Here is an 18,710-nt window from a genome sequence, read left to right as displayed (position 1 = left end):
AGAAAGAACAGGATTTTAAATGAATAAGAAATCGTTATGGAAGCTAATTCTGATATTAGCGATCCCATGTATTATTGGCTTTATGCCTGCTCCGGCAGGATTAAGCGAACTGGCGTGGGTACTGTTTGGTATCTACCTGGCGGCAATTGTGGGTCTGGTTATTAAGCCATTCCCGGAACCTGTCGTACTGTTAATTGCGGTTGCCGCTTCAATGGTCGTCGTGGGTAACTTATCCGATGGTGCGTTTAAAACCACCGCCGTATTAAGCGGTTACTCTTCCGGTACAACCTGGCTGGTGTTCTCGGCGTTCACCTTAAGCGCCGCGTTTGTTACCACCGGCTTAGGCAAACGTATCGCCTATCTGCTGATTGGTAAAATTGGTAGCACCACCTTGGGTCTGGGTTACGTTACCGTATTCCTCGACCTGGTACTGGCTCCGGCAACACCGTCTAACACCGCGCGTGCGGGCGGCATTGTGTTACCGATCATCAACAGCGTGGCGGTGGCTTTGGGGTCAGAACCGGAAAAAAGCCCGCGTCGTGTTGGACATTACCTGATGATGTCCATTTACATGGTCACCAAAACCACCAGCTATATGTTCTTTACCGCAATGGCGGGGAACATTCTGGCGCTGAAAATGATCAACGACATTCTGCACCTGCAAATTAGCTGGGGTGGATGGGCGTTGGCCGCTGGTTTACCGGGCATCATTATGCTGCTGGTCACTCCGCTGGTGATTTACACCATGTATCCACCAGAAATTAAGAAGGTGGATAACAAAACAATTGCTAAAGCGGGCCTTGCCGAACTGGGACCGATGAAAATCCGCGAAAAAATGCTGCTCGGTGTCTTTGTGCTGGCGCTGCTGGGCTGGATTTTCAGTAAGTCTCTGGGGGTTGATGAATCCACCGTGGCAATCGTTGTTATGGCGACCATGCTGCTGCTGGGTATCGTTACCTGGGAAGACGTGGTTAAAAATAAAGGCGGCTGGAATACCTTAATCTGGTACGGCGGTATTATCGGCTTAAGCTCCTTATTATCGAAAGTTAAATTCTTCGAATGGTTAGCTGAAGTCTTTAAAAATAACCTGGCATTTGATGGTCATGGCAACGTTGCCTTCTTTGTCATTATTTTCCTTAGCATCATCGTGCGTTATTTCTTCGCTTCCGGTAGTGCCTATATCGTTGCTATGTTACCGGTATTTGCCATGCTGGCGAACGTCTCCGGCGCACCGTTAATGTTAACTGCGCTGGCGCTGCTGTTCTCCAACTCCTACGGCGGCATGGTCACTCACTATGGCGGCGCGGCTGGTCCGGTTATCTTCGGTGTTGGCTATAACGACATTAAGTCCTGGTGGCTGGTCGGTGCGGTTCTGACGATATTAACCTTCCTGGTGCATATCACCCTTGGCGTATGGTGGTGGAATATGCTGATCGGCTGGAACATGCTGTAAATATACTCGTCATACTTCAAGTTGCATGTGCTGCGTCTGCGTTCGCTCACCCCAGTCACTTACTTATGTAAGCTCCTGGGGATTCACTCGCTTGTCGCCTTCCTGCAACTCGAATTATTTAGAGTATATCCATTTATTATCTTTCTGCGCACTTTACGGTGCGCAGATATCTGGAGCATTTGATGATCAAGTTATCTGAAAAAGGCGTGTTTCTCGCCAGTAATAACGAAATAATTACCGAAGAACATTTCACCGGCGAAATTAATAAAGAAGAAGCAAAAAAAGGCACTATTGCCTGGTCTATTCTCTCTTCTCATAATACATCCGGAAATATGGACAAACTTAAAATTAAGTTTGATTCATTAGCCTCTCACGATATTACCTTTGTTGGTATTGTACAGACCGCTAAAGCGTCCGGTATGGAACGTTTTCCGCTACCGTATGTGCTGACCAACTGCCATAACTCACTGTGCGCCGTCGGCGGCACCATTAATGGTGATGACCATGTTTTTGGTTTATCGGCAGCGCAGCGTTATGGCGGTATTTTTGTGCCTCCGCATATTGCGGTCATCCATCAATATATGCGTGAAATGATGGCAGGCGGCGGCAAAATGATCCTCGGTTCAGACAGCCACACCCGTTACGGTGCATTAGGGACAATGGCGGTCGGTGAGGGCGGCGGCGAGCTGGTAAAACAACTGCTTAATGACACCTGGGATATCGACTATCCGGGTGTTGTTGCGGTGCATTTGACCGGAAAACCAGCACCTTATGTGGGACCGCAGGATGTGGCGCTGGCTATCATCGGTGCCGTGTTCAAAAACGGCTACGTCAAAAACAAAGTGATGGAATTCGTAGGTCCCGGTGTTGCTGCGCTCTCTACCGATTTCCGCAACAGCGTTGACGTGATGACCACTGAAACCACCTGTTTAAGTTCCGTCTGGCAAACCGATGAAGAAGTCCATAACTGGCTGGCGCTGCACGGTCGCGGCCAGGATTACTGCCAGCTTAATCCACAACCGATGGCGTACTACGATGGCTGCATCAGCGTTGATCTAAGCGCCATCAAACCAATGATTGCGCTGCCGTTCCACCCAAGCAACGTGTATGAAATCGACACGCTGAACCAGAACCTGACCGATATTCTGCGTGAGATTGAAATTGAGTCCGAGCGCGTGGCGCACGGTAAAGCCAGACTCTCGCTGCTGGATAAAGTGGAAAATGGACGCCTGAAAGTACAACAGGGGATTATCGCAGGCTGTTCTGGCGGTAACTATGAAAACGTTATCGCCGCAGCAAATGCGCTGCGCGGTCAATCCTGTGGCAATGATACCTTCTCGCTGGCGGTTTACCCGTCATCGCAGCCGGTGTTTATGGATTTAGCCAAAAAAGGCGTGGTAGCAGATTTGATTGGCGCAGGCGCAATCATCAGAACCGCGTTCTGCGGCCCATGCTTTGGGGCGGGTGATACGCCAATCAACAACGGTTTGAGTATTCGCCACACCACGCGTAACTTCCCGAACCGCGAAGGCTCTAAGCCAGCTAATGGGCAGATGTCAGCGGTGGCGTTGATGGACGCTCGTTCTATCGCTGCGACTGCGGCAAACGGTGGCTATTTAACCTCTGCCAGCGAACTTGATTGCTGGGACAACGTGCCGGAGTACGCCTTCGATGTAACGCCGTATAAAAACCGTGTTTATCAGGGCTTTGTGAAAGGGGCAACCCAGCAACCGTTGATCTATGGACCGAACATCAAAGACTGGCCGGAATTGGGTGCGCTGACTGACAATATCGTCCTCAAAGTGTGCTCGAAGATCCTCGACGAAGTGACTACCACTGACGAATTGATTCCTTCCGGTGAAACCTCTTCATATCGTTCAAATCCGATTGGTCTGGCGGAGTTTACCCTGTCACGTCGCGATCCAGGCTATGTTGGCAGAAGTAAAGCCACTGCTGAGCTGGAAAATCAACGTCTGGCGGGGAATGTCAGTGAACTGGCAGAGGTGTTTGCGCGCATTAAGCAGATTGCTGGTCAGGAACATATTGATCCGCTGCAAACTGAAATTGGCAGCATGGTTTATGCGGTCAAACCAGGCGATGGTTCTGCGCGTGAACAGGCGGCGAGCTGCCAGCGTGTGATTGGCGGTTTGGCGAATATTGCCGAGGAATACGCGACTAAACGTTACCGTTCTAATGTCATCAACTGGGGGATGTTACCGCTGCAAATGGCAGAAGTGCCGAACTTTGAAGTGGGGGATTACATTTATATTCCTGGCATTAAAGCGGCGCTGGATAATCCAGGTACGACCTTCAAAGGTTATGTGATCCATGAAGATGCGCCGGTTACGGAAATTACGCTGTATATGGAAAATCTGACTGAGGAAGAGCGTGAGATTATCAAGGCGGGTAGTTTGATTAACTTCAATAAAAACCGTCAGATGTAAAAAGCGCCATGTGAATGTAGGTCGCATCCGGCACTTATTGTCGGATGCGATGCTGGCGCATCTTATCCGACCTACAAATCGCATCGACCCGTAGGCCGGATAAGGCGTTTACGCCGCATCCGGCAAATAGTTAGCAACGCTTATTTCTTTGCTTCTGCAACCACTTTGCTACCCACGCCACGGTTATTGTATTCCCACATGCGGTTGTAGTTAGTGTCATTCAGATTGCGCTGTACTTCGTCGTTATCATCAACGCTGCCGGTATTACCCGCAAATGGACGATTAGAAATCACCGCGTCGGCCCACGGTTTAGCCGTGTTAAAGCCTTCGTTGATGGCGCTATCACGGATCACTACCTGACCGTTGGTATTGGCATCAACATCCAGCGAGCGGCCCAGCTGTGCGACGCCATCACCGGAGGCATTGAAACGGCTATTTACGGCAAGGAAACCGTAGTAAATATTGGACAGCGTAGCCGGTGCGAACACATACGCTTCTTGCTGAGTACGTGAGTTCACCACGCGGAATTCGGTATTATCGAACACCACTGCACCACGGCCGGAAACGATATCCACATCCCCTTCGATGTAGCTATTAGTTACCAGAGTACGCGGCTGACGATTCGTTTCCAGACGGTTTTGCACACCGCTGTTGGTGACAAAGAAGGTATTCTGACGACCAAGAATGTTAACGTTGTTGATCTGTACTTTGTCGCCATCAGTACGCAACGCCACCGCCGGATGGTTACCCGCATCTACGCTATCGCCCAGCGTGTTTTCGATGGTCAGGTTTTGCAGTTGCAGGCCATTGTTTTGTGACCAGAAGACCGCAGAACAGAGAACGCCGATGCTGTTGCTGCGTTTGCTCTGGCAACTATCGTACATATACCACGCTGGTTTACCGGGCATATATTTGCCGCGTGGGTTAACGTCATGACGCCAGTCAGCAGGGCTCATGCCACCATCAAGGGAAAGTCCAATTTTCACATCAATCGGTTTTTCGCCCATGCCGTAGACAGTGATTCCGCCCGGTGCCGCAGGGACATAAACCGTACCTTCATACTCACCTGGCATCACGGCAATATACTGGCGCTTATTAGTACGCTTGATAATTGCCGCATCTACCGCCGCCTGAATCGTGGTATGCGTTACACCTTGAGTACCCGCCGGGCCGACAACAAAGTCAGGTTGCGCAGGCAGGGTAATCGGGGAAGGATTCCATGCTGCAGCACCTGGTGTCAGGGACGCAAAATAGTGTTGAGCATCGAAATTCTGCGCTTCTTTTGCCGACAGAATCGGGCGAGAAGAGATACCAGGCGCGGTTTGATCAGAAGGACGTTGATCGGGCGGTGTTGAGCTACAGGCGGTCAGCGTCACGCCAAAAGCCAGTGCCAGCGCCAGACGGGAAACTGAAAATGTGTTCACAGGTTGCTCCGGGCTTTGAAATGGAAAAATGAATCCGTTGAAGCCTGCTTTTTTATACTAACTTTAGCGAAACGGGAAGGTAAAAAGACAAAAAGTTGTTTTTAATACCTTTAAGTGATGTCAGATGGCCTTGCACCATCTGACAGAACATTTAACTGAACATCGCGGTAATTGATGCGCTGGCGAGAGAGTGGAAATGAACGTTAAAACCTACCATCGCGCCGCTGGCTCCTTCATCGACATCAATACGTTCTACATCCAGCGCGTGAACGGTAAAGATGTAGCGATGGGTTTCGCCTTTCGGCGGCGCGGCGCCACCGTATCCGGCTTTACCAAAATCGGTACGTGTCTGGAGCACGCCATCAGGGATTGCCACCAGACCAGAGCCAAACCCCTGCGGTAATACGCGGGTATCAGCGGGTAAGTTAACAACTACCCAGTGCCACCAGCCGGAGCCGGTTGGCGCATCCGGGTCGTAGCAGGTGACAACAAAACTTTTCGTTCCCGCAGGAACATCATCCCACGCCAGATGTGGCGAAATATTATCGCCATCGTAACCCATGCCGTTAAAGACATGACGATGCGGCAGCTTATCGCCATCGCGCAGATCGTTACTGATGAGTTTCATGAACCCTCCTTTCTTGTTTGCAGAAAGTGTAGCCAGAAACCCTCACGCTGACTTCCCGTTATTGGCAAAAAATGTTTCATCCAGTACGGCGCGATTTACCGCTGCGGTCAGGCGCTGCAACTGTTCCGGGCGAATAATATAGGGCGGCATCAGGTAAATCAGCTTGCCAAAAGGCCGTATCCACACACCCTGCTCGACAAAGAATTTTTGCAGTGCTGCCATATTCACCGGACGAGTGGTTTCGACCACGCCAATTGCCCCCAGTACGCGCACATCGGCAACCAGTTCGGCGTCACGGGCTGGGGTCAGTTGCTCGCGTAGTTGCGCTTCAATCTTTGCCACCTGCTGCTGCCATTCGCCAGATTCGATAATCGCCAGGCTGGCGTTCGCTGCCGCGCAGGCCAGCGGATTGCCCATAAAAGTTGGCCCGTGCATAAAGCAACCAGCTTCGCCGTTACTGATAGTTTCTGCAACCTCGCGCGTGGTGATCGTGGCGGAAAGGGTCATCGTGCCGCCGGTTAAGGCTTTACCGAGGCACAAAATGTCCGGCGCGATTTCTGCATGTTCACAGGCAAACAGTTTGCCGGTTCGACCAAATCCGGTGGCGATTTCGTCAGCAATCAGCAAGATACCTTCACGATCGCACATTTTGCGGATTCGTTTTAACCATTTCGGATGATACATGCGCATCCCGCCTGCGCCCTGGACAATCGGTTCAATGATCACCGCAGCGATTTCATGACGATGCGCTGCCATCAGGCGCGCAAAGCCCACCATATCGCGTTCATCCCATTCGCCATCCATGCGGCTTTGCGGGGCTGGAGCAAACAAGTTTTCTGGCAGATAGCCTTTCCACAGGCTGTGCATAGAGTTGTCAGGATCGCATACCGACATCGCGCCAAAAGTATCGCCATGATAACCATTGCGGAAGGTCAGAAAACGCTGGCGTGCTTCGCCTTTGGCCTGCCAGTACTGCAACGCCATCTTCATCGCCACTTCCACCGCTACAGAGCCGGAGTCCGCGAGAAAAACGCACTCCAGCGGTTGCGGCGTCATTGCCACCAGTTTGCGGCATAGCTCGATGGCGGGCGCATGGGTGATACCGCCAAACATCACATGCGACATGGCATCAATTTGCGACTTCATCGCCGCATTAAGCTGCGGGTGATTGTAACCGTGGATCGCCGCCCACCAGGACGACATACCGTCAACCAGGCGTCTGCCGTCAGACAAAATCAGCTCGCAACCTTCCGCGCTCGCCACCGGATAAACCGGCAGCGGGGAGGTCATGGATGTGTACGGGTGCCAGATATGGCGTTGGTCAAAGGCAAGATCGTCCATTGTCATAATCGACTTGTAAACCAAAATGAAAAGATTTAGGTTTACAAGTCTACACCGAATTAACAACAAAAAACACGTTTTGGAGAAGCCCCATGGCTCACCGCCCACGCTGGACATTGTCGCAAGTCACAGAATTATTTGAAAAACCGTTGCTGGATCTGCTGTTTGAAGCGCAGCAGGTGCATCGTCAGCATTTCGATCCTCGTCAGGTACAGGTCAGCACTTTGCTGTCGATTAAGACCGGAGCTTGTCCGGAAGACTGCAAATACTGCCCGCAAAGCTCGCGCTATAAAACCGGGCTGGAAGCCGAGCGGTTGATGGAAGTTGAACAGGTGCTGGAGTCGGCGCGCAAAGCGAAAGCGGCTGGATCGACACGTTTCTGCATGGGCGCGGCGTGGAAGAATCCCCACGAACGCGATATGCCGTACCTGGAGCAGATGGTGCAGGGGGTAAAAGCGATGGGCCTCGAGGCGTGTATGACGCTGGGTACATTAAGTGAATCCCAGGCGCAGCGCCTCGCGAATGCCGGGCTGGATTACTACAACCACAACCTCGACACCTCGCCGGAGTTTTACGGCAATATCATTACCACGCGTACCTACCAGGAGCGTCTCGATACGCTGGAAAAAGTGCGCGATGCCGGGATCAAAGTCTGTTCAGGTGGCATTGTGGGCTTAGGCGAAACGGTAAAAGATCGCGCCGGATTATTGCTGCAACTGGCAAACCTGCCGACGCCGCCGGAAAGCGTGCCAATCAACATGCTGGTGAAGGTGAAAGGCACGCCGCTGGCGGATAACGATGATGTCGATGCCTTTGATTTTATTCGCACCATTGCGGTAGCGCGGATCCTGATGCCGACCTCTTATGTGCGCCTTTCTGCCGGACGCGAGCAGATGAACGAACAGACTCAGGCGATGTGCTTTATGGCAGGCGCAAACTCGATTTTCTACGGTTGCAAACTGCTGACCACGCCGAATCCGGAAGAAGATAAAGACCTGCAACTGTTCCGCAAACTGGGGCTGAATCCGCAACAAACCGCCGTTCTGGCGGGCGATAACGAACAACAGCAACGTCTGGAACAGGCGCTGATGACCCCGGACACCGACGAATACTACAACGCGGCAGCCCTATGACCTGGCAGGAGAAGATTAACGCGGCACTCGATGCGCGGCGTGCTGCCGATGCCTTGCGTCGCCGTTATCCGGTGGCGCAAGGAGCCGGACGCTGGCTGGTGGCGGATGATCGCCAGTATCTGAACTTTTCCAGTAACGATTATTTAGGTTTAAGCCATCATCCGCAAATTATCCGTGCCTGGAGGCAGGGTGCGGAGCAATTTGGCGTCGGTAGCGGCGGTTCCGGTCACGTCAGCGGTTATAGCGTGGCGCATCAGGCGCTGGAAGAAGAACTGGCCGAGTGGCTGGGCTATTCTCGGGCACTGCTGTTTATCTCTGGTTTTGCCGCTAATCAGGCGGTCATTGCCGCGATGATGGCGAAAGATGACCGCATCGTTGCCGACCGGCTTAGCCACGCCTCCTTGCTGGAAGCGGCCAGTTTAAGTCCGGCGCAGCTTCGTCGTTTTGCTCATAACGATGTCGCTCATCTGGCGCGCCTGCTTGCTTCCTCCTGTCCAGGGTTGCGACTGGTGGTGACAGAAGGCGTATTCAGTATGGACGGCGATAGTGCGCCGCTGACGGAAATCCACCGTGAGACACAACAGCACAACGGCTGGTTGATGGTCGACGATGCCCACGGTACGGGTGTTATCGGTGAACAGGGGCGCGGTAGCTGCTGGCAACAGCAGGTGAGGCCGGAATTGCTGGTGGTTACGTTTGGCAAAGGATTTGGTGTCAGCGGTGCGGCGGTGCTTTGCTCTGAAACTGTGGCGGATTATCTGCTGCAATTTGCCCGCCATCTTATCTATAGCACCAGTATGCCGCCCGCTCAGGCGCAGGCATTACGTGCGTCGCTGGCGGTCATTCGCAGTGAAGAAGGTGACGCGCGACGCGCAAAACTGGCAGCACTCATTACGCGTTTTCGTGCCGGAGTACAGGATTTGCCGTTTACGCTTGCGGATTCATGCAGCGCCATCCAGCCATTGATCGTCGGTGATAACAGCCGTGCGTTACAACTAGCAGAAAAACTGCGCCAGCAAGGCTGCTGGGTCACGGCGATTCGCCCGCCAACCGTACCCGCTGGCACTGCGCGACTGCGCCTGACCTTAACCGCAGCTCATGAAACGCAGGATATCGACCGTCTGGTGGAGGTGCTGCATGGCAACGGTTAATAAACAAGCCATTGCGGCGGCATTTGGTCGGGCTGCCTCACAGTATGAGCAACACGCAGAGTTACAGCGTCAGAGCGCCGATGCCTTGCTGGCAATGCTCCCGCAACGCAAATACGCCCGAGTGCTGGATGCTGGCTGTGGACCTGGCTGGATGAGCCGCCACTGGCGCGAGCGCAGCGAGCAGGTGATGGCGTTAGATCTCTCGCCGCCAATGCTTGCCCAGGCACGCCAGAAGGATGCCGCAGATCATTATCTGGCGGGGGATATCGAATCCCTGCCGTTAGCGACTGCGACGTTCGATCTTGCATGGAGCAATCTCGCGGTGCAGTGGTGCGGTAATTTATCCACGGCATTAGGTGAGCTTTGCCGCGTAGTACGCCCCGGCGGCGTAGTGGCGTTTACCACGCTGGCGCAGGGATCGTTACCCGAACTGCATCAGGCGTGGCAAGCAGTAGACGAACGCCCCCATGTCAATCGCTTTTTACCGTCAGCAGATATTGAACAGGCGCTAAAAGGTTTTCATTATCAACATAATATGCAGCCTGTCACGCTGTGGTTTGATGATGCGCTCAGTGCCATGCGTTCGCTGAAAGGCATTGGCGCAACGCATCTTCACGCAGGGCGCGATCAGCGAGTATTAACCCGTTCACAGTTACAACAACTGCAACTGGCCTGGCCGCAACAGCAGGGGCGATATCCCCTGACTTATTATCTTTTTTTGGGAGTAATTACTCGTGAGTAAACGCTATTTTGTCACCGGAACGGACACCGAAGTGGGTAAAACCGTTGCCAGTTGCGCACTGTTGCAGGCCGCGAAGGCCGCAGGTTACCGGACGGCAGGCTACAAACCCGTTGCCTCCGGTAGCGAAATGACTGCAGAAGGTTTACGCAACAGCGATGCACTGGCGTTACAGCGCAACAGCAGCCTGCAGCTGGATTACGCCACGGTGAATCTATATACCTTCGAAGAGCCGACCTCGCCGCATATCATCAGCGCGCAAGAGGGCAGGCCAATTGACCCATTGGTGATGAGTGCCGGATTACGTGCGCTGGAACACCAGGCTGAGTGGGTGCTGATAGAGGGCGCGGGCGGCTGGTTTACGCCGCTTTCTGACACTTTCACTTTTGCGGATTGGGTAACACAGGAACAACTGCCGGTGATACTGGTAGTTGGCGTGAAACTCGGCTGTATTAATCACGCGATGTTGACGGCACAGGCAGTACAGCAGGCAGGACTAACACTCGCAGGCTGGGTGGCGAACGATGTCACTCCGCCAGGCAAACGTCATGCTGAATATATGGCTACGCTCACCCGAATGATCCCCGCGCCGCTGCTGGGGGAAATTCCCTGGCTTCAGGAAAATCCAGAAAGTGCGCTCACCGGAAAATATATAAATCTCACATCACTGAAGTAGCAAAAAAATTGGTTGAATTGCGAGCGAGATCGCGTCTTCGGTCGCCCGTAATTTAACCAACCAAATGCTAAAAAAATCGCGAAAAAAATTTTACCCCGGCATTATACGATTAGTATGGGAATTGCCCAGGCGGCTGGACATAGGGGCTGCAGGTAGTTATCCACTATTCCTGTGGATAACCATGTGCATTAGAGTTAGAAAACGTAAGGTAAGCGAGAGAATACGCGGCTTGCACGCAAATTGGCGCTAAAGACGGCTTAAATAAATATTTTTTATTTTTCAATCTGTTAGATAAATGCAATGGCTGTCAGGAAAGTGTCATCTCCTGCAATAAATCCGTCATCAGCCATCTTGACAAATGTTAAAAAAGCCATTGCTCTGGGGATAACCCTGCAGACCAGAGTTTTATCTCGTCACAGCGTCAATTTTGCCTACGGTTTAGACCTTAGTTTACGGCGTAACAGAAATGTTGTGGTGTGAGACTGTTTTTTTATCCAGTATAATTTATTGGCATTATTAATCATGACGAGTAAAATTACACACCTGCCCGCCCATTCCTTCAGGTAGCAACTCATGAGTAAACCATTCAAACTGAATTCCGCGTTCAAACCTTCTGGCGATCAGCCGGAGGCGATTCGACGCCTCAAAGAGGGGCTGGAGGATGGCCTCGCGCATCAGACTTTGCTTGGCGTGACGGGGTCGGGGAAAACCTTCACTATTGCTAATGTCATCGCTGACCTGCAACGCCCAACCATGGTGCTGGCGCCCAACAAAACGCTGGCAGCGCAACTATATGGTGAGATGAAAGAGTTCTTCCCGGAAAACGCGGTGGAGTATTTCGTCTCCTATTACGATTACTATCAGCCAGAAGCCTATGTTCCGAGTTCAGATACGTTTATTGAGAAAGATGCCTCAGTAAACGAACATATCGAACAGATGCGACTTTCAGCAACCAAAGCGTTGCTGGAGCGGCGAGATGTTATTGTCGTAGCGTCAGTTTCCGCAATTTATGGTCTGGGCGATCCTGATTTATATCTCAAGATGATGCTGCACCTCACGGTCGGTATGATTATCGATCAGCGCGCGATCCTGCGTCGCCTGGCGGAGTTGCAATATACCCGCAACGACCAGGCATTCCAGCGCGGCACTTTTCGCGTGCGGGGTGAGGTGATCGACATCTTCCCGGCAGAGTCCGACGACGTTGCGCTACGTGTAGAATTGTTCGACGAAGAAGTGGAACGTCTCTCGCTTTTCGACCCACTAACCGGGCAGATTATCTCGACCATTGCGCGTTATACCATCTACCCGAAAACGCACTATGTTACGCCGCGCGAGCGCATTGTGCAGGCGATGGAAGAGATTAAAGAAGAACTGGCGGATCGGCGCAAGGTACTGCTGGCAAATAACAAGTTGCTGGAAGAGCAGCGGCTGACCCAGCGTACCCAGTTTGATCTGGAGATGATGAATGAGCTGGGATATTGCTCGGGCATCGAAAACTATTCTCGCTTTCTTTCCGGGCGTGGGCCTGGCGAGCCACCGCCGACGCTGTTTGATTACCTGCCTGCCGATGGGCTGCTGGTGGTTGATGAATCACACGTCACCATTCCGCAGATAGGCGGTATGTATCGCGGCGACCGGGCGCGTAAAGAAACGCTGGTGGAGTATGGTTTCCGCCTGCCATCGGCGCTGGATAACCGTCCGCTGAAGTTTGAAGAGTTCGAAGCATTAGCCCCGCAAACCATCTATGTTTCCGCGACGCCCGGCAACTATGAACTGGAGAAATCCGGCGGCGACGTGGTGGATCAGGTGGTGCGTCCAACCGGATTGCTTGATCCGATTATCGAAGTGCGTCCGGTCGCGACCCAGGTCGATGATCTTCTTTCAGAAATTCGCCTGCGGGCGGCAATTAACGAACGCGTTCTGGTGACGACGCTGACCAAGCGGATGGCGGAAGACCTCACCGAATATCTCGAAGAACACGGCGAGCGCGTGCGTTATCTTCACTCCGACATTGATACCGTTGAACGTATGGAAATCATCCGCGACTTGCGTCTGGGCGAGTTCGATGTGCTGGTTGGCATCAACTTACTGCGCGAAGGTCTGGATATGCCGGAAGTGTCGCTGGTGGCAATCCTCGACGCCGACAAAGAGGGCTTCCTGCGTTCTGAACGTTCGTTGATCCAGACCATTGGTCGTGCGGCACGTAACGTTAACGGTAAAGCGATTCTCTACGGCGATAAGATAACCCCGTCAATGGCGAAAGCGATTGGCGAAACCGAACGTCGCCGCGAGAAACAGCAGAAGTACAACGAAGAGCATGGCATTACACCACAAGGGCTGAACAAGAAAGTGGTCGATATCCTGGCGCTGGGGCAGAACATTGCTAAAACCAAAGCCAAGGGCAGAGGGAAAGCGCGCGCGATTGTTGAGCCGGATAATGTGCCGATGGATATGTCGCCAAAAGCGTTGCAGCAGAAAATCCATGAACTGGAAGGGCAGATGATGAAACACGCACAAAACCTGGAGTTCGAAGAGGCGGCGCAAATTCGTGACCAGTTGCATCAGTTGCGTGAGCTGTTTATTGCGGCTTCGTGACGAGATGAAAAAGCCGGAATGTTTTTCTGGTTTGAGGCTGATGAGAAACGTAAAATTGCCTGATGCGCTACGCTTATCAGGCCTACATGCACTCTGCAATATATTGAATTTGCGCGATTTGTAGGCCGGATAAGGCGTTCACGCCGCATCCGACATGAACAACGCGCACTTTGTCTGCAATCTGACGCCGGAATGTTCTTCCGGTTTTCCGTTAACCCAACGCCTGTAACGCCTTTTCCAGTGCGTTATGTAACAACTGGCGGTCATGACGATAGGGGATATCGCTGGCCTCCAGTACATCCTGAATCACTATTCTGTCGGTGACCGCAGAAACATCCACTTTCGGCCCAACGACGACGGCATCAATAACCTTTTTACCGACATACTGCTCCATAATCGCCAACTTATTTTCCAGTTTCAGATTCGCCGCTGGTAGGCTAAGTTCACGTCCCAGATTGCCGATATAGACCATCGGTGCTGGCGTGCGGCGTAATGCCTGCGCCATTTCCTTAAGCAGCAGGATCGGCATCAGGCTGGTATAAAAACTGCCTGGCCCGATAAGAATCAGATCTGCTTCATTGATAGCATGTACAGCTTCACGCGTAGCAGGCACATTAGGGGTTAACAGTAATTCTTGAATCGGCGTGGTTAACTGGTCAATATTTACCTCGCCGTAAACTTCATGCCCCTGATCGTCAATCGCCATCAGATCAACGGGATGCTCTGACATCGGAATCAAATGCGCATCCACTTTCAGCAGATTACGAATTAAATTGATGGCTTCCAGAGGCCGCACGCTAAGGTGGTCCAGCGCCTTTAACATCAGGTTTCCAAGGTTATGCCCGGAAAGCTCGCCATTACCGCCAAAACGATATTCAAACATCGCGGAAGCGACGCTGGGTTCTGTAATTAACTGATTAAGACAGTTGCGCATATCGCCCCAGGCAATACCGCCTTCTGAGCGGCGAATACGCCCTGTTGAACCACCGTTATCGGTGGTGGTCACAATGCCCGTTAAACGAGAACCCAAAGACGAAAGTGATGAGAGAACGCGTCCCAGTCCATGCCCTCCGCCGAGAGCAACGACACGATCAAGGTCAGCCAGCGTACGATTGCGCATATAAATTCCTGAAGTCAGATTATCCGCGCTACAGTAGCGCAACTGACAGGGAAACAGCAATTAACCCGCCAATATTGAGGATACAAATAATTGTTTTCTACCTCTAAAGGACGATATACGCACTGCATTGCTGATGATGTACATCAAAGTAAAACCATCATTTTCCCTTATTCTGTAGGGAAATAGCACGATCATGACGCTATATACATGATTACATAGCGGAAAGTGTGAATGGTAAAAATCTCATTTACACGCTAGTATCGGCATAACCACTAAACACTCTAGCCTCTGCACCTGGGTCAACTGATACGGTGCTTTGGCCGTGACAATGCTCATAAAGATTGCCACCAGGGCGAAGGAAGAAATGACTTCGCCTCCCGTATCTGGAAAGGTGTACATGGCTTCACAACTGACTGATGCATTTGCGCGTAAGTTTTACTACTTGCGCCTGTCGATTACCGATGTGTGTAACTTTCGTTGCACCTACTGCCTGCCGGATGGCTACAAGCCGAGCGGCGTCACTAATAAAGGCTTCCTGACCGTCGATGAAATTCGTCGGGTTACTCGCGCCTTCGCCAGTCTGGGCACCGAAAAAGTGCGTCTGACAGGCGGCGAGCCGTCTTTACGTCGCGACTTTACCGATATCATCGCCGCTGTGCGGGAAAACGACGCTATTCGCCAGATTGCGGTCACCACCAATGGTTATCGCCTGGAACGCGATGTCGCGAACTGGCGCGATGCAGGCCTGACGGGCATTAACGTCAGCGTTGATAGCCTCGACGCCCGTCAGTTTCATGCCATTACCGGGCAGGATAAATTCAACCAGGTAATGGCAGGCATCGATGCTGCATTTGAAGCCGGGTTTGAGAAGGTTAAAGTCAATACCGTGCTGATGCGGGATGTCAATCATCATCAACTCGACACCTTTCTGAACTGGATCCAGCATCGCCCCATTCAGCTGCGTTTTATCGAACTGATGGAAACGGGCGAGGGCAGCGAACTCTTCCGCAAGCACCATATTTCTGGTCAGGTTCTGCGTGACGAGCTGCTGCGTCGCGGCTGGATCCATCAGCTTCGTCAACGCAGCGACGGCCCCGCACAAGTCTTTTGTCATCCGGATTACGCCGGAGAGATCGGCCTTATCATGCCGTATGAAAAAGACTTCTGCGCCACCTGCAACCGCCTGCGCGTCTCCTCCATTGGTAAACTCCATCTCTGCCTGTTTGGTGAAGGCGGCGTTAACCTGCGCGATCTGCTGGAAGACGATACCCAGCAACAGGCGCTGGAAGCGCGTATTTCGGCGGCGCTGCGGGAGAAAAAACAGACCCATTTCCTGCATCAAAACAACACCGGTATTACGCAAAACTTATCGTACATTGGCGGTTAAAACGTCAAAAGGAGAGATCAGATGAGTCAGGTAAGCACTGAATTTATCCCGACCCGTATTGCTATTCTTACGGTTTCTAATCGTCGCGGTGAAGAAGACGATACCTCCGGTCACTATCTGCGCGACTCGGCGCAGGAAGCAGGCCATCACGTTGTCGATAAAGCCATTGTCAAAGAAAACCGCTACGCCATTCGCGCTCAGGTATCTGCGTGGATCGCCAGCGACGATGTACAAGTGGTGCTGATTACAGGTGGTACTGGCCTGACAGAAGGCGATCAGGCGCCAGAAGCACTGTTGCCGCTGTTCGATCGTGAAGTCGAAGGCTTCGGCGAAGTGTTCCGTATGCTGTCGTTCGAAGAGATTGGCACCGCAACGCTGCAATCTCGGGCGGTGGCGGGTGTTGCTAACAAAACGCTGATTTTCGCGATGCCCGGCTCGACTAAAGCGTGCCGCACCGCCTGGGAAAATATCATCGCCCCGCAGCTGGATGCCCGTACGCGTCCGTGCAATTTCCATCCACATTTGAAGAAATAAGTATGTCGCAACTGACCCATATCAACGCCGCTGGCGAAGCGCACATGGTGGATGTCTCCGCCAAAGCGGAAACTGTGCGTGAAGCGCGCGCCGAAGCCTTTGTCACCATGCGCAGTGAGACGCTGGCGATGATCATTGATGGTCGCCATCACAAAGGCGACGTATTTGCCACTGCGCGCATTGCCGGTATTCAGGCGGCAAAACGCACCTGGGATCTGATCCCGCTTTGTCATCCGCTGATGCTCAGCAAAGTTGAAGTCAATTTACAGGCTGAGCCGGAACATAATCGGGTACGAATTGAAACGCTTTGCCGCCTGACCGGGAAAACGGGTGTCGAAATGGAAGCATTAACCGCAGCCTCCGTGGCGGCGCTGACCATTTATGACATGTGCAAAGCGGTGCAAAAAGATATGGTGATTGGTCCGGTACGTTTGCTGGCGAAGAGCGGCGGCAAGTCGGGTGATTTTAAGGTGGAAGCGGATGATTAAAGTTCTTTTTTTCGCCCAGGTGCGCGAGTTGGTAGGAACGGATGCAACCGAAGTGGTTGCGGATTTCTCAACCGTAGAAGCATTACGCCAACACCTGGCAGCGCAGAGCGATCGCTGGACGCTGGCGCTGGAAGATGGCAAATTGCTGGCTGCCGTCAACCAGACGCTGGTGAGTTTTGACCATCCGCTGACTGACGGCGACGAAGTGGCTTTCTTCCCGCCGGTAACCGGAGGTTAAGATGGCAGAAACCAAAATTGTTGTCGGATCTCAGCCTTTTAGCGTTGGGGAAGAGTACCCGTGGCTGGCTGAGCGTGACGAAGATGGTGCAGTGGTCACGTTTACCGGTAAGGTGCGCAACCATAACCTGGGCGACAGCGTCAAAGCATTAACCCTCGAACACTATCCGGGGATGACGGAAAAAGCACTGGCGGAAATCGTGGATGAGGCGCGTAACCGCTGGCCGCTGGGGAGAGTCACGGTGATTCATCGCATTGGCGAATTATGGCCGGGCGATGAAATCGTATTTGTCGGGGTCACCAGCGCGCATCGTAGCAGCGCGTTTGAAGCCGGGCAGTTTATTATGGACTATCTCAAAACCCGCGCACCGTTCTGGAAGCGTGAAGCCACGCCGGAATGCGACCGCTGGGTTGAAGCCCGGGAGAGCGATCAGCAGGCGGCAAAACGCTGGTAGTTTTTGTTAGCCGGATAAGGCACCGCTGCATCCGGCAATTTCATCGCTCTGGACATACGTTTACGCTGCGTCGATGCACACCCTCATCATTTGCAGTATCCTTTAGATATTCCTTATATCTTCAGGAGAAAGTCATGGACAGATTCCCACGTTCAGATTCAATCGTACAACCCCGTGCTGGCTTGCAAACCTATATGGCGCAAGTCTATGGCTGGATGACAGTTGGTTTGTTACTGACCGCATTTGTTGCCTGGTATGCAGCCAACTCTGCTGCCGTTATGGAGCTGCTATTCACTAACCGTGTCTTCTTAATCGGTTTGATAATCGCGCAATTAGCTCTGGTTATCGTGTTATCAGCGATGATTCAAAAACTCAGCGCGGGCGTAACGACGATGCTCTTTATGCTTTATTCGGCGCTAACGGGCTTAACGCTCTCCAGTATTTTCATTGTCTACACTGCCGCCTCTATTGCCAGTACCTTCGTTGTCACCGCCGGGATGTTCGGCGCGATGAGTCTGTATGGTTACACCACGAAACGCGATTTAAGTGGCTTCGGCAATATGCTATTTATGGCATTAATTGGTATCGTCATAGCCTCGCTGGTGAACTTCTGGCTGAAAAGCGAAGCATTAATGTGGGCAGTCACCTACATCGGCGTGATTGTCTTTGTTGGACTGACGGCGTATGACACTCAGAAACTGAAAAATATGGGTGAACAGATTGATACCCGCGACACGTCGAACCTGCGTAAATATTCCATTCTTGGCGCCTTAACGTTGTATCTGGACTTCATCAACCTGTTCCTGATGTTGCTGCGGATCTTTGGCAACCGCCGTTAAACGCATTTCTTATAAAAATCCCGGAACGACCCCGGGCTTTTTTATCTATTCGATAATAAGTATATA

17 protein-coding genes and 1 riboswitch are annotated in these 18,710 nt (G+C 52.3%); of the genes, 13 read left to right on the top strand and 4 right to left on the bottom strand.

Annotated elements, in window-relative coordinates; genetic code table 11:
• Positions 1 to 19: 19 nt before the first annotated feature.
• Both A7098_RS15835 and A7098_RS15830 read left to right on the top strand, forming a co-directional pair.
• Positions 20 to 1,453, top strand: coding sequence for an anion permease (locus A7098_RS15835; protein WP_001036486.1), 1,434 nt, complete (start codon positions 20 to 22; stop codon positions 1,451 to 1,453).
• Between the two features lie 182 nt (positions 1,454 to 1,635).
• Positions 1,636 to 3,897: a hydratase gene (locus A7098_RS15830; protein ID WP_105281071.1), complete on the top strand. Its 2,262-nt coding sequence runs from the start codon at positions 1,636 to 1,638 to the stop codon at positions 3,895 to 3,897.
• A 140-nt stretch (positions 3,898 to 4,037) separates the two neighbouring features.
• On the opposite strand, the gene A7098_RS15825 is transcribed toward A7098_RS15830, so the two are convergent.
• From A7098_RS15825 to bioA, 3 genes are all read right to left on the bottom strand, one after another.
• Positions 4,038 to 5,321 (bottom strand): putative acyl-CoA thioester hydrolase, encoded by a 1,284-nt coding sequence (locus A7098_RS15825; protein WP_105281070.1) that lies wholly within the window; start codon positions 5,319 to 5,321, stop codon positions 4,038 to 4,040.
• A 151-nt stretch (positions 5,322 to 5,472) separates the two neighbouring features.
• Positions 5,473 to 5,949, bottom strand: coding sequence for a kinase inhibitor (locus A7098_RS15820; RefSeq protein ID WP_000767386.1), 477 nt, complete (start codon positions 5,947 to 5,949; stop codon positions 5,473 to 5,475).
• A 42-nt stretch (positions 5,950 to 5,991) separates the two neighbouring features.
• Positions 5,992 to 7,296 (bottom strand): adenosylmethionine--8-amino-7-oxononanoate transaminase, encoded by a 1,305-nt coding sequence (gene bioA / locus A7098_RS15815; RefSeq protein ID WP_105281069.1) that lies wholly within the window; start codon positions 7,294 to 7,296, stop codon positions 5,992 to 5,994.
• Positions 7,297 to 7,382: 86 nt separating this feature from the next.
• Here bioA and bioB point away from each other — a divergent pair, with 86 nt between their 5' ends.
• The 5 genes from bioB to uvrB all read left to right on the top strand — a co-directional run bounded on the left by bioB (position 7,383) and on the right by uvrB (position 13,584).
• Positions 7,383 to 8,423, top strand: a complete 1,041-nt coding sequence (gene bioB, locus A7098_RS15810; protein ID WP_000951210.1) for a biotin synthase BioB — start codon at positions 7,383 to 7,385, stop codon at positions 8,421 to 8,423.
• Positions 8,420 to 9,574 carry an 8-amino-7-oxononanoate synthase gene (gene bioF, locus A7098_RS15805; RefSeq protein WP_105281068.1) on the top strand — a complete coding sequence of 385 codons (1,155 nt, stop codon included), beginning with the start codon at positions 8,420 to 8,422 and terminating at the stop codon, positions 9,572 to 9,574. The genes bioB and bioF overlap by 4 nt, the downstream gene beginning before the upstream one ends.
• A complete protein-coding gene (gene bioC / locus A7098_RS15800; protein ID WP_105281067.1) occupies positions 9,561 to 10,316 on the top strand; it encodes a malonyl-ACP O-methyltransferase BioC in 756 nt (251 codons plus the stop codon). The genes bioF and bioC overlap by 14 nt, the downstream gene beginning before the upstream one ends.
• Positions 10,309 to 10,989 carry a dethiobiotin synthase gene (bioD, locus tag A7098_RS15795; protein ID WP_105281066.1) on the top strand — a complete coding sequence of 227 codons (681 nt, stop codon included), beginning with the start codon at positions 10,309 to 10,311 and terminating at the stop codon, positions 10,987 to 10,989. Before bioC ends, bioD begins: the two co-directional genes overlap by 8 nt.
• Before the next feature lie 573 nt (positions 10,990 to 11,562).
• Positions 11,563 to 13,584, top strand: a complete 2,022-nt coding sequence (uvrB, locus tag A7098_RS15790; RefSeq protein ID WP_000042545.1) for an excinuclease ABC subunit UvrB — start codon at positions 11,563 to 11,565, stop codon at positions 13,582 to 13,584.
• 211 nt (positions 13,585 to 13,795) lie between these two features.
• Here the strand turns inward: uvrB and yvcK are convergent, their stop codons facing one another.
• The gene (gene yvcK, locus A7098_RS15785) at positions 13,796 to 14,704 is read right to left on the bottom strand and encodes a uridine diphosphate-N-acetylglucosamine-binding protein YvcK (protein ID WP_010347415.1); all 909 of its coding nucleotides are present in this window, start codon (positions 14,702 to 14,704) and stop codon (positions 13,796 to 13,798) included.
• Positions 14,705 to 14,969: 265 nt separating this feature from the next.
• A riboswitch (molybdenum cofactor riboswitch) is annotated at positions 14,970 to 15,114 on the top strand.
• Between yvcK and moaA the strand changes: the two genes are divergently transcribed.
• The 6 genes from moaA (at position 15,102) to A7098_RS15755 (ending at position 18,644) form a co-directional block, all read left to right on the top strand.
• Positions 15,102 to 16,091: a GTP 3',8-cyclase MoaA gene (gene moaA, locus A7098_RS15780; RefSeq protein ID WP_001295301.1), complete on the top strand. Its 990-nt coding sequence runs from the start codon at positions 15,102 to 15,104 to the stop codon at positions 16,089 to 16,091. It overlaps the preceding riboswitch by 13 nt.
• A gap of 21 nt (positions 16,092 to 16,112) precedes the next feature.
• Entirely contained in the window at positions 16,113 to 16,625 is a 513-nt protein-coding gene (gene moaB, locus A7098_RS15775) for a molybdenum cofactor biosynthesis protein B (RefSeq protein WP_000084634.1), read from the top strand.
• Positions 16,626 to 16,627: 2 nt separating this feature from the next.
• The gene (gene moaC, locus A7098_RS15770) at positions 16,628 to 17,113 is read left to right on the top strand and encodes a cyclic pyranopterin monophosphate synthase MoaC (protein ID WP_000080885.1); all 486 of its coding nucleotides are present in this window, start codon (positions 16,628 to 16,630) and stop codon (positions 17,111 to 17,113) included.
• Complete coding sequence (gene moaD, locus A7098_RS15765; RefSeq protein ID WP_105281065.1) at positions 17,106 to 17,351, top strand: molybdopterin synthase sulfur carrier subunit; 246 nt, start codon at positions 17,106 to 17,108, stop codon at positions 17,349 to 17,351. Before moaC ends, moaD begins: the two co-directional genes overlap by 8 nt.
• Position 17,352: 1 nt before the next feature.
• Complete coding sequence (gene moaE / locus A7098_RS15760; protein WP_105281064.1) at positions 17,353 to 17,805, top strand: molybdopterin synthase catalytic subunit MoaE; 453 nt, start codon at positions 17,353 to 17,355, stop codon at positions 17,803 to 17,805.
• A gap of 134 nt (positions 17,806 to 17,939) precedes the next feature.
• Complete coding sequence (locus tag A7098_RS15755; RefSeq protein WP_000373623.1) at positions 17,940 to 18,644, top strand: Bax inhibitor-1/YccA family protein; 705 nt, start codon at positions 17,940 to 17,942, stop codon at positions 18,642 to 18,644.
• Positions 18,645 to 18,710 lie beyond the last annotated feature (66 nt).

It is taken from the genome of Escherichia sp. MOD1-EC7011 (assembly GCF_002965005.1).
Lineage (GTDB): Bacteria > Pseudomonadota > Gammaproteobacteria > Enterobacterales > Enterobacteriaceae > Escherichia > Escherichia ruysiae.
This window is presented reverse-complemented; position numbering and strand designations above follow the sequence as displayed.

Coding starts and splice junctions, on each gene's coding strand:
- A7098_RS15835 (WP_001036486.1), top strand. CDS start 20: ATGAATAAGAAATCGTTATGGAAGCTAATTCTGATATTAGCGATCCCA.
- moaA (WP_001295301.1), top strand. CDS start 15,102: ATGGCTTCACAACTGACTGATGCATTTGCGCGTAAGTTTTACTACTTG.
- bioF (WP_105281068.1), top strand. CDS start 8,420: ATGACCTGGCAGGAGAAGATTAACGCGGCACTCGATGCGCGGCGTGCT.
- A7098_RS15820 (WP_000767386.1), bottom strand. CDS start 5,949: ATGAAACTCATCAGTAACGATCTGCGCGATGGCGATAAGCTGCCGCAT.
- A7098_RS15755 (WP_000373623.1), top strand. CDS start 17,940: ATGGACAGATTCCCACGTTCAGATTCAATCGTACAACCCCGTGCTGGC.
- moaE (WP_105281064.1), top strand. CDS start 17,353: ATGGCAGAAACCAAAATTGTTGTCGGATCTCAGCCTTTTAGCGTTGGG.
- bioC (WP_105281067.1), top strand. CDS start 9,561: ATGGCAACGGTTAATAAACAAGCCATTGCGGCGGCATTTGGTCGGGCT.
- bioA (WP_105281069.1), bottom strand. CDS start 7,296: ATGACAATGGACGATCTTGCCTTTGACCAACGCCATATCTGGCACCCG.
- yvcK (WP_010347415.1), bottom strand. CDS start 14,704: ATGCGCAATCGTACGCTGGCTGACCTTGATCGTGTCGTTGCTCTCGGC.
- uvrB (WP_000042545.1), top strand. CDS start 11,563: ATGAGTAAACCATTCAAACTGAATTCCGCGTTCAAACCTTCTGGCGAT.
- moaB (WP_000084634.1), top strand. CDS start 16,113: ATGAGTCAGGTAAGCACTGAATTTATCCCGACCCGTATTGCTATTCTT.
- moaC (WP_000080885.1), top strand. CDS start 16,628: ATGTCGCAACTGACCCATATCAACGCCGCTGGCGAAGCGCACATGGTG.
- moaD (WP_105281065.1), top strand. CDS start 17,106: ATGATTAAAGTTCTTTTTTTCGCCCAGGTGCGCGAGTTGGTAGGAACG.
- A7098_RS15830 (WP_105281071.1), top strand. CDS start 1,636: ATGATCAAGTTATCTGAAAAAGGCGTGTTTCTCGCCAGTAATAACGAA.
- bioB (WP_000951210.1), top strand. CDS start 7,383: ATGGCTCACCGCCCACGCTGGACATTGTCGCAAGTCACAGAATTATTT.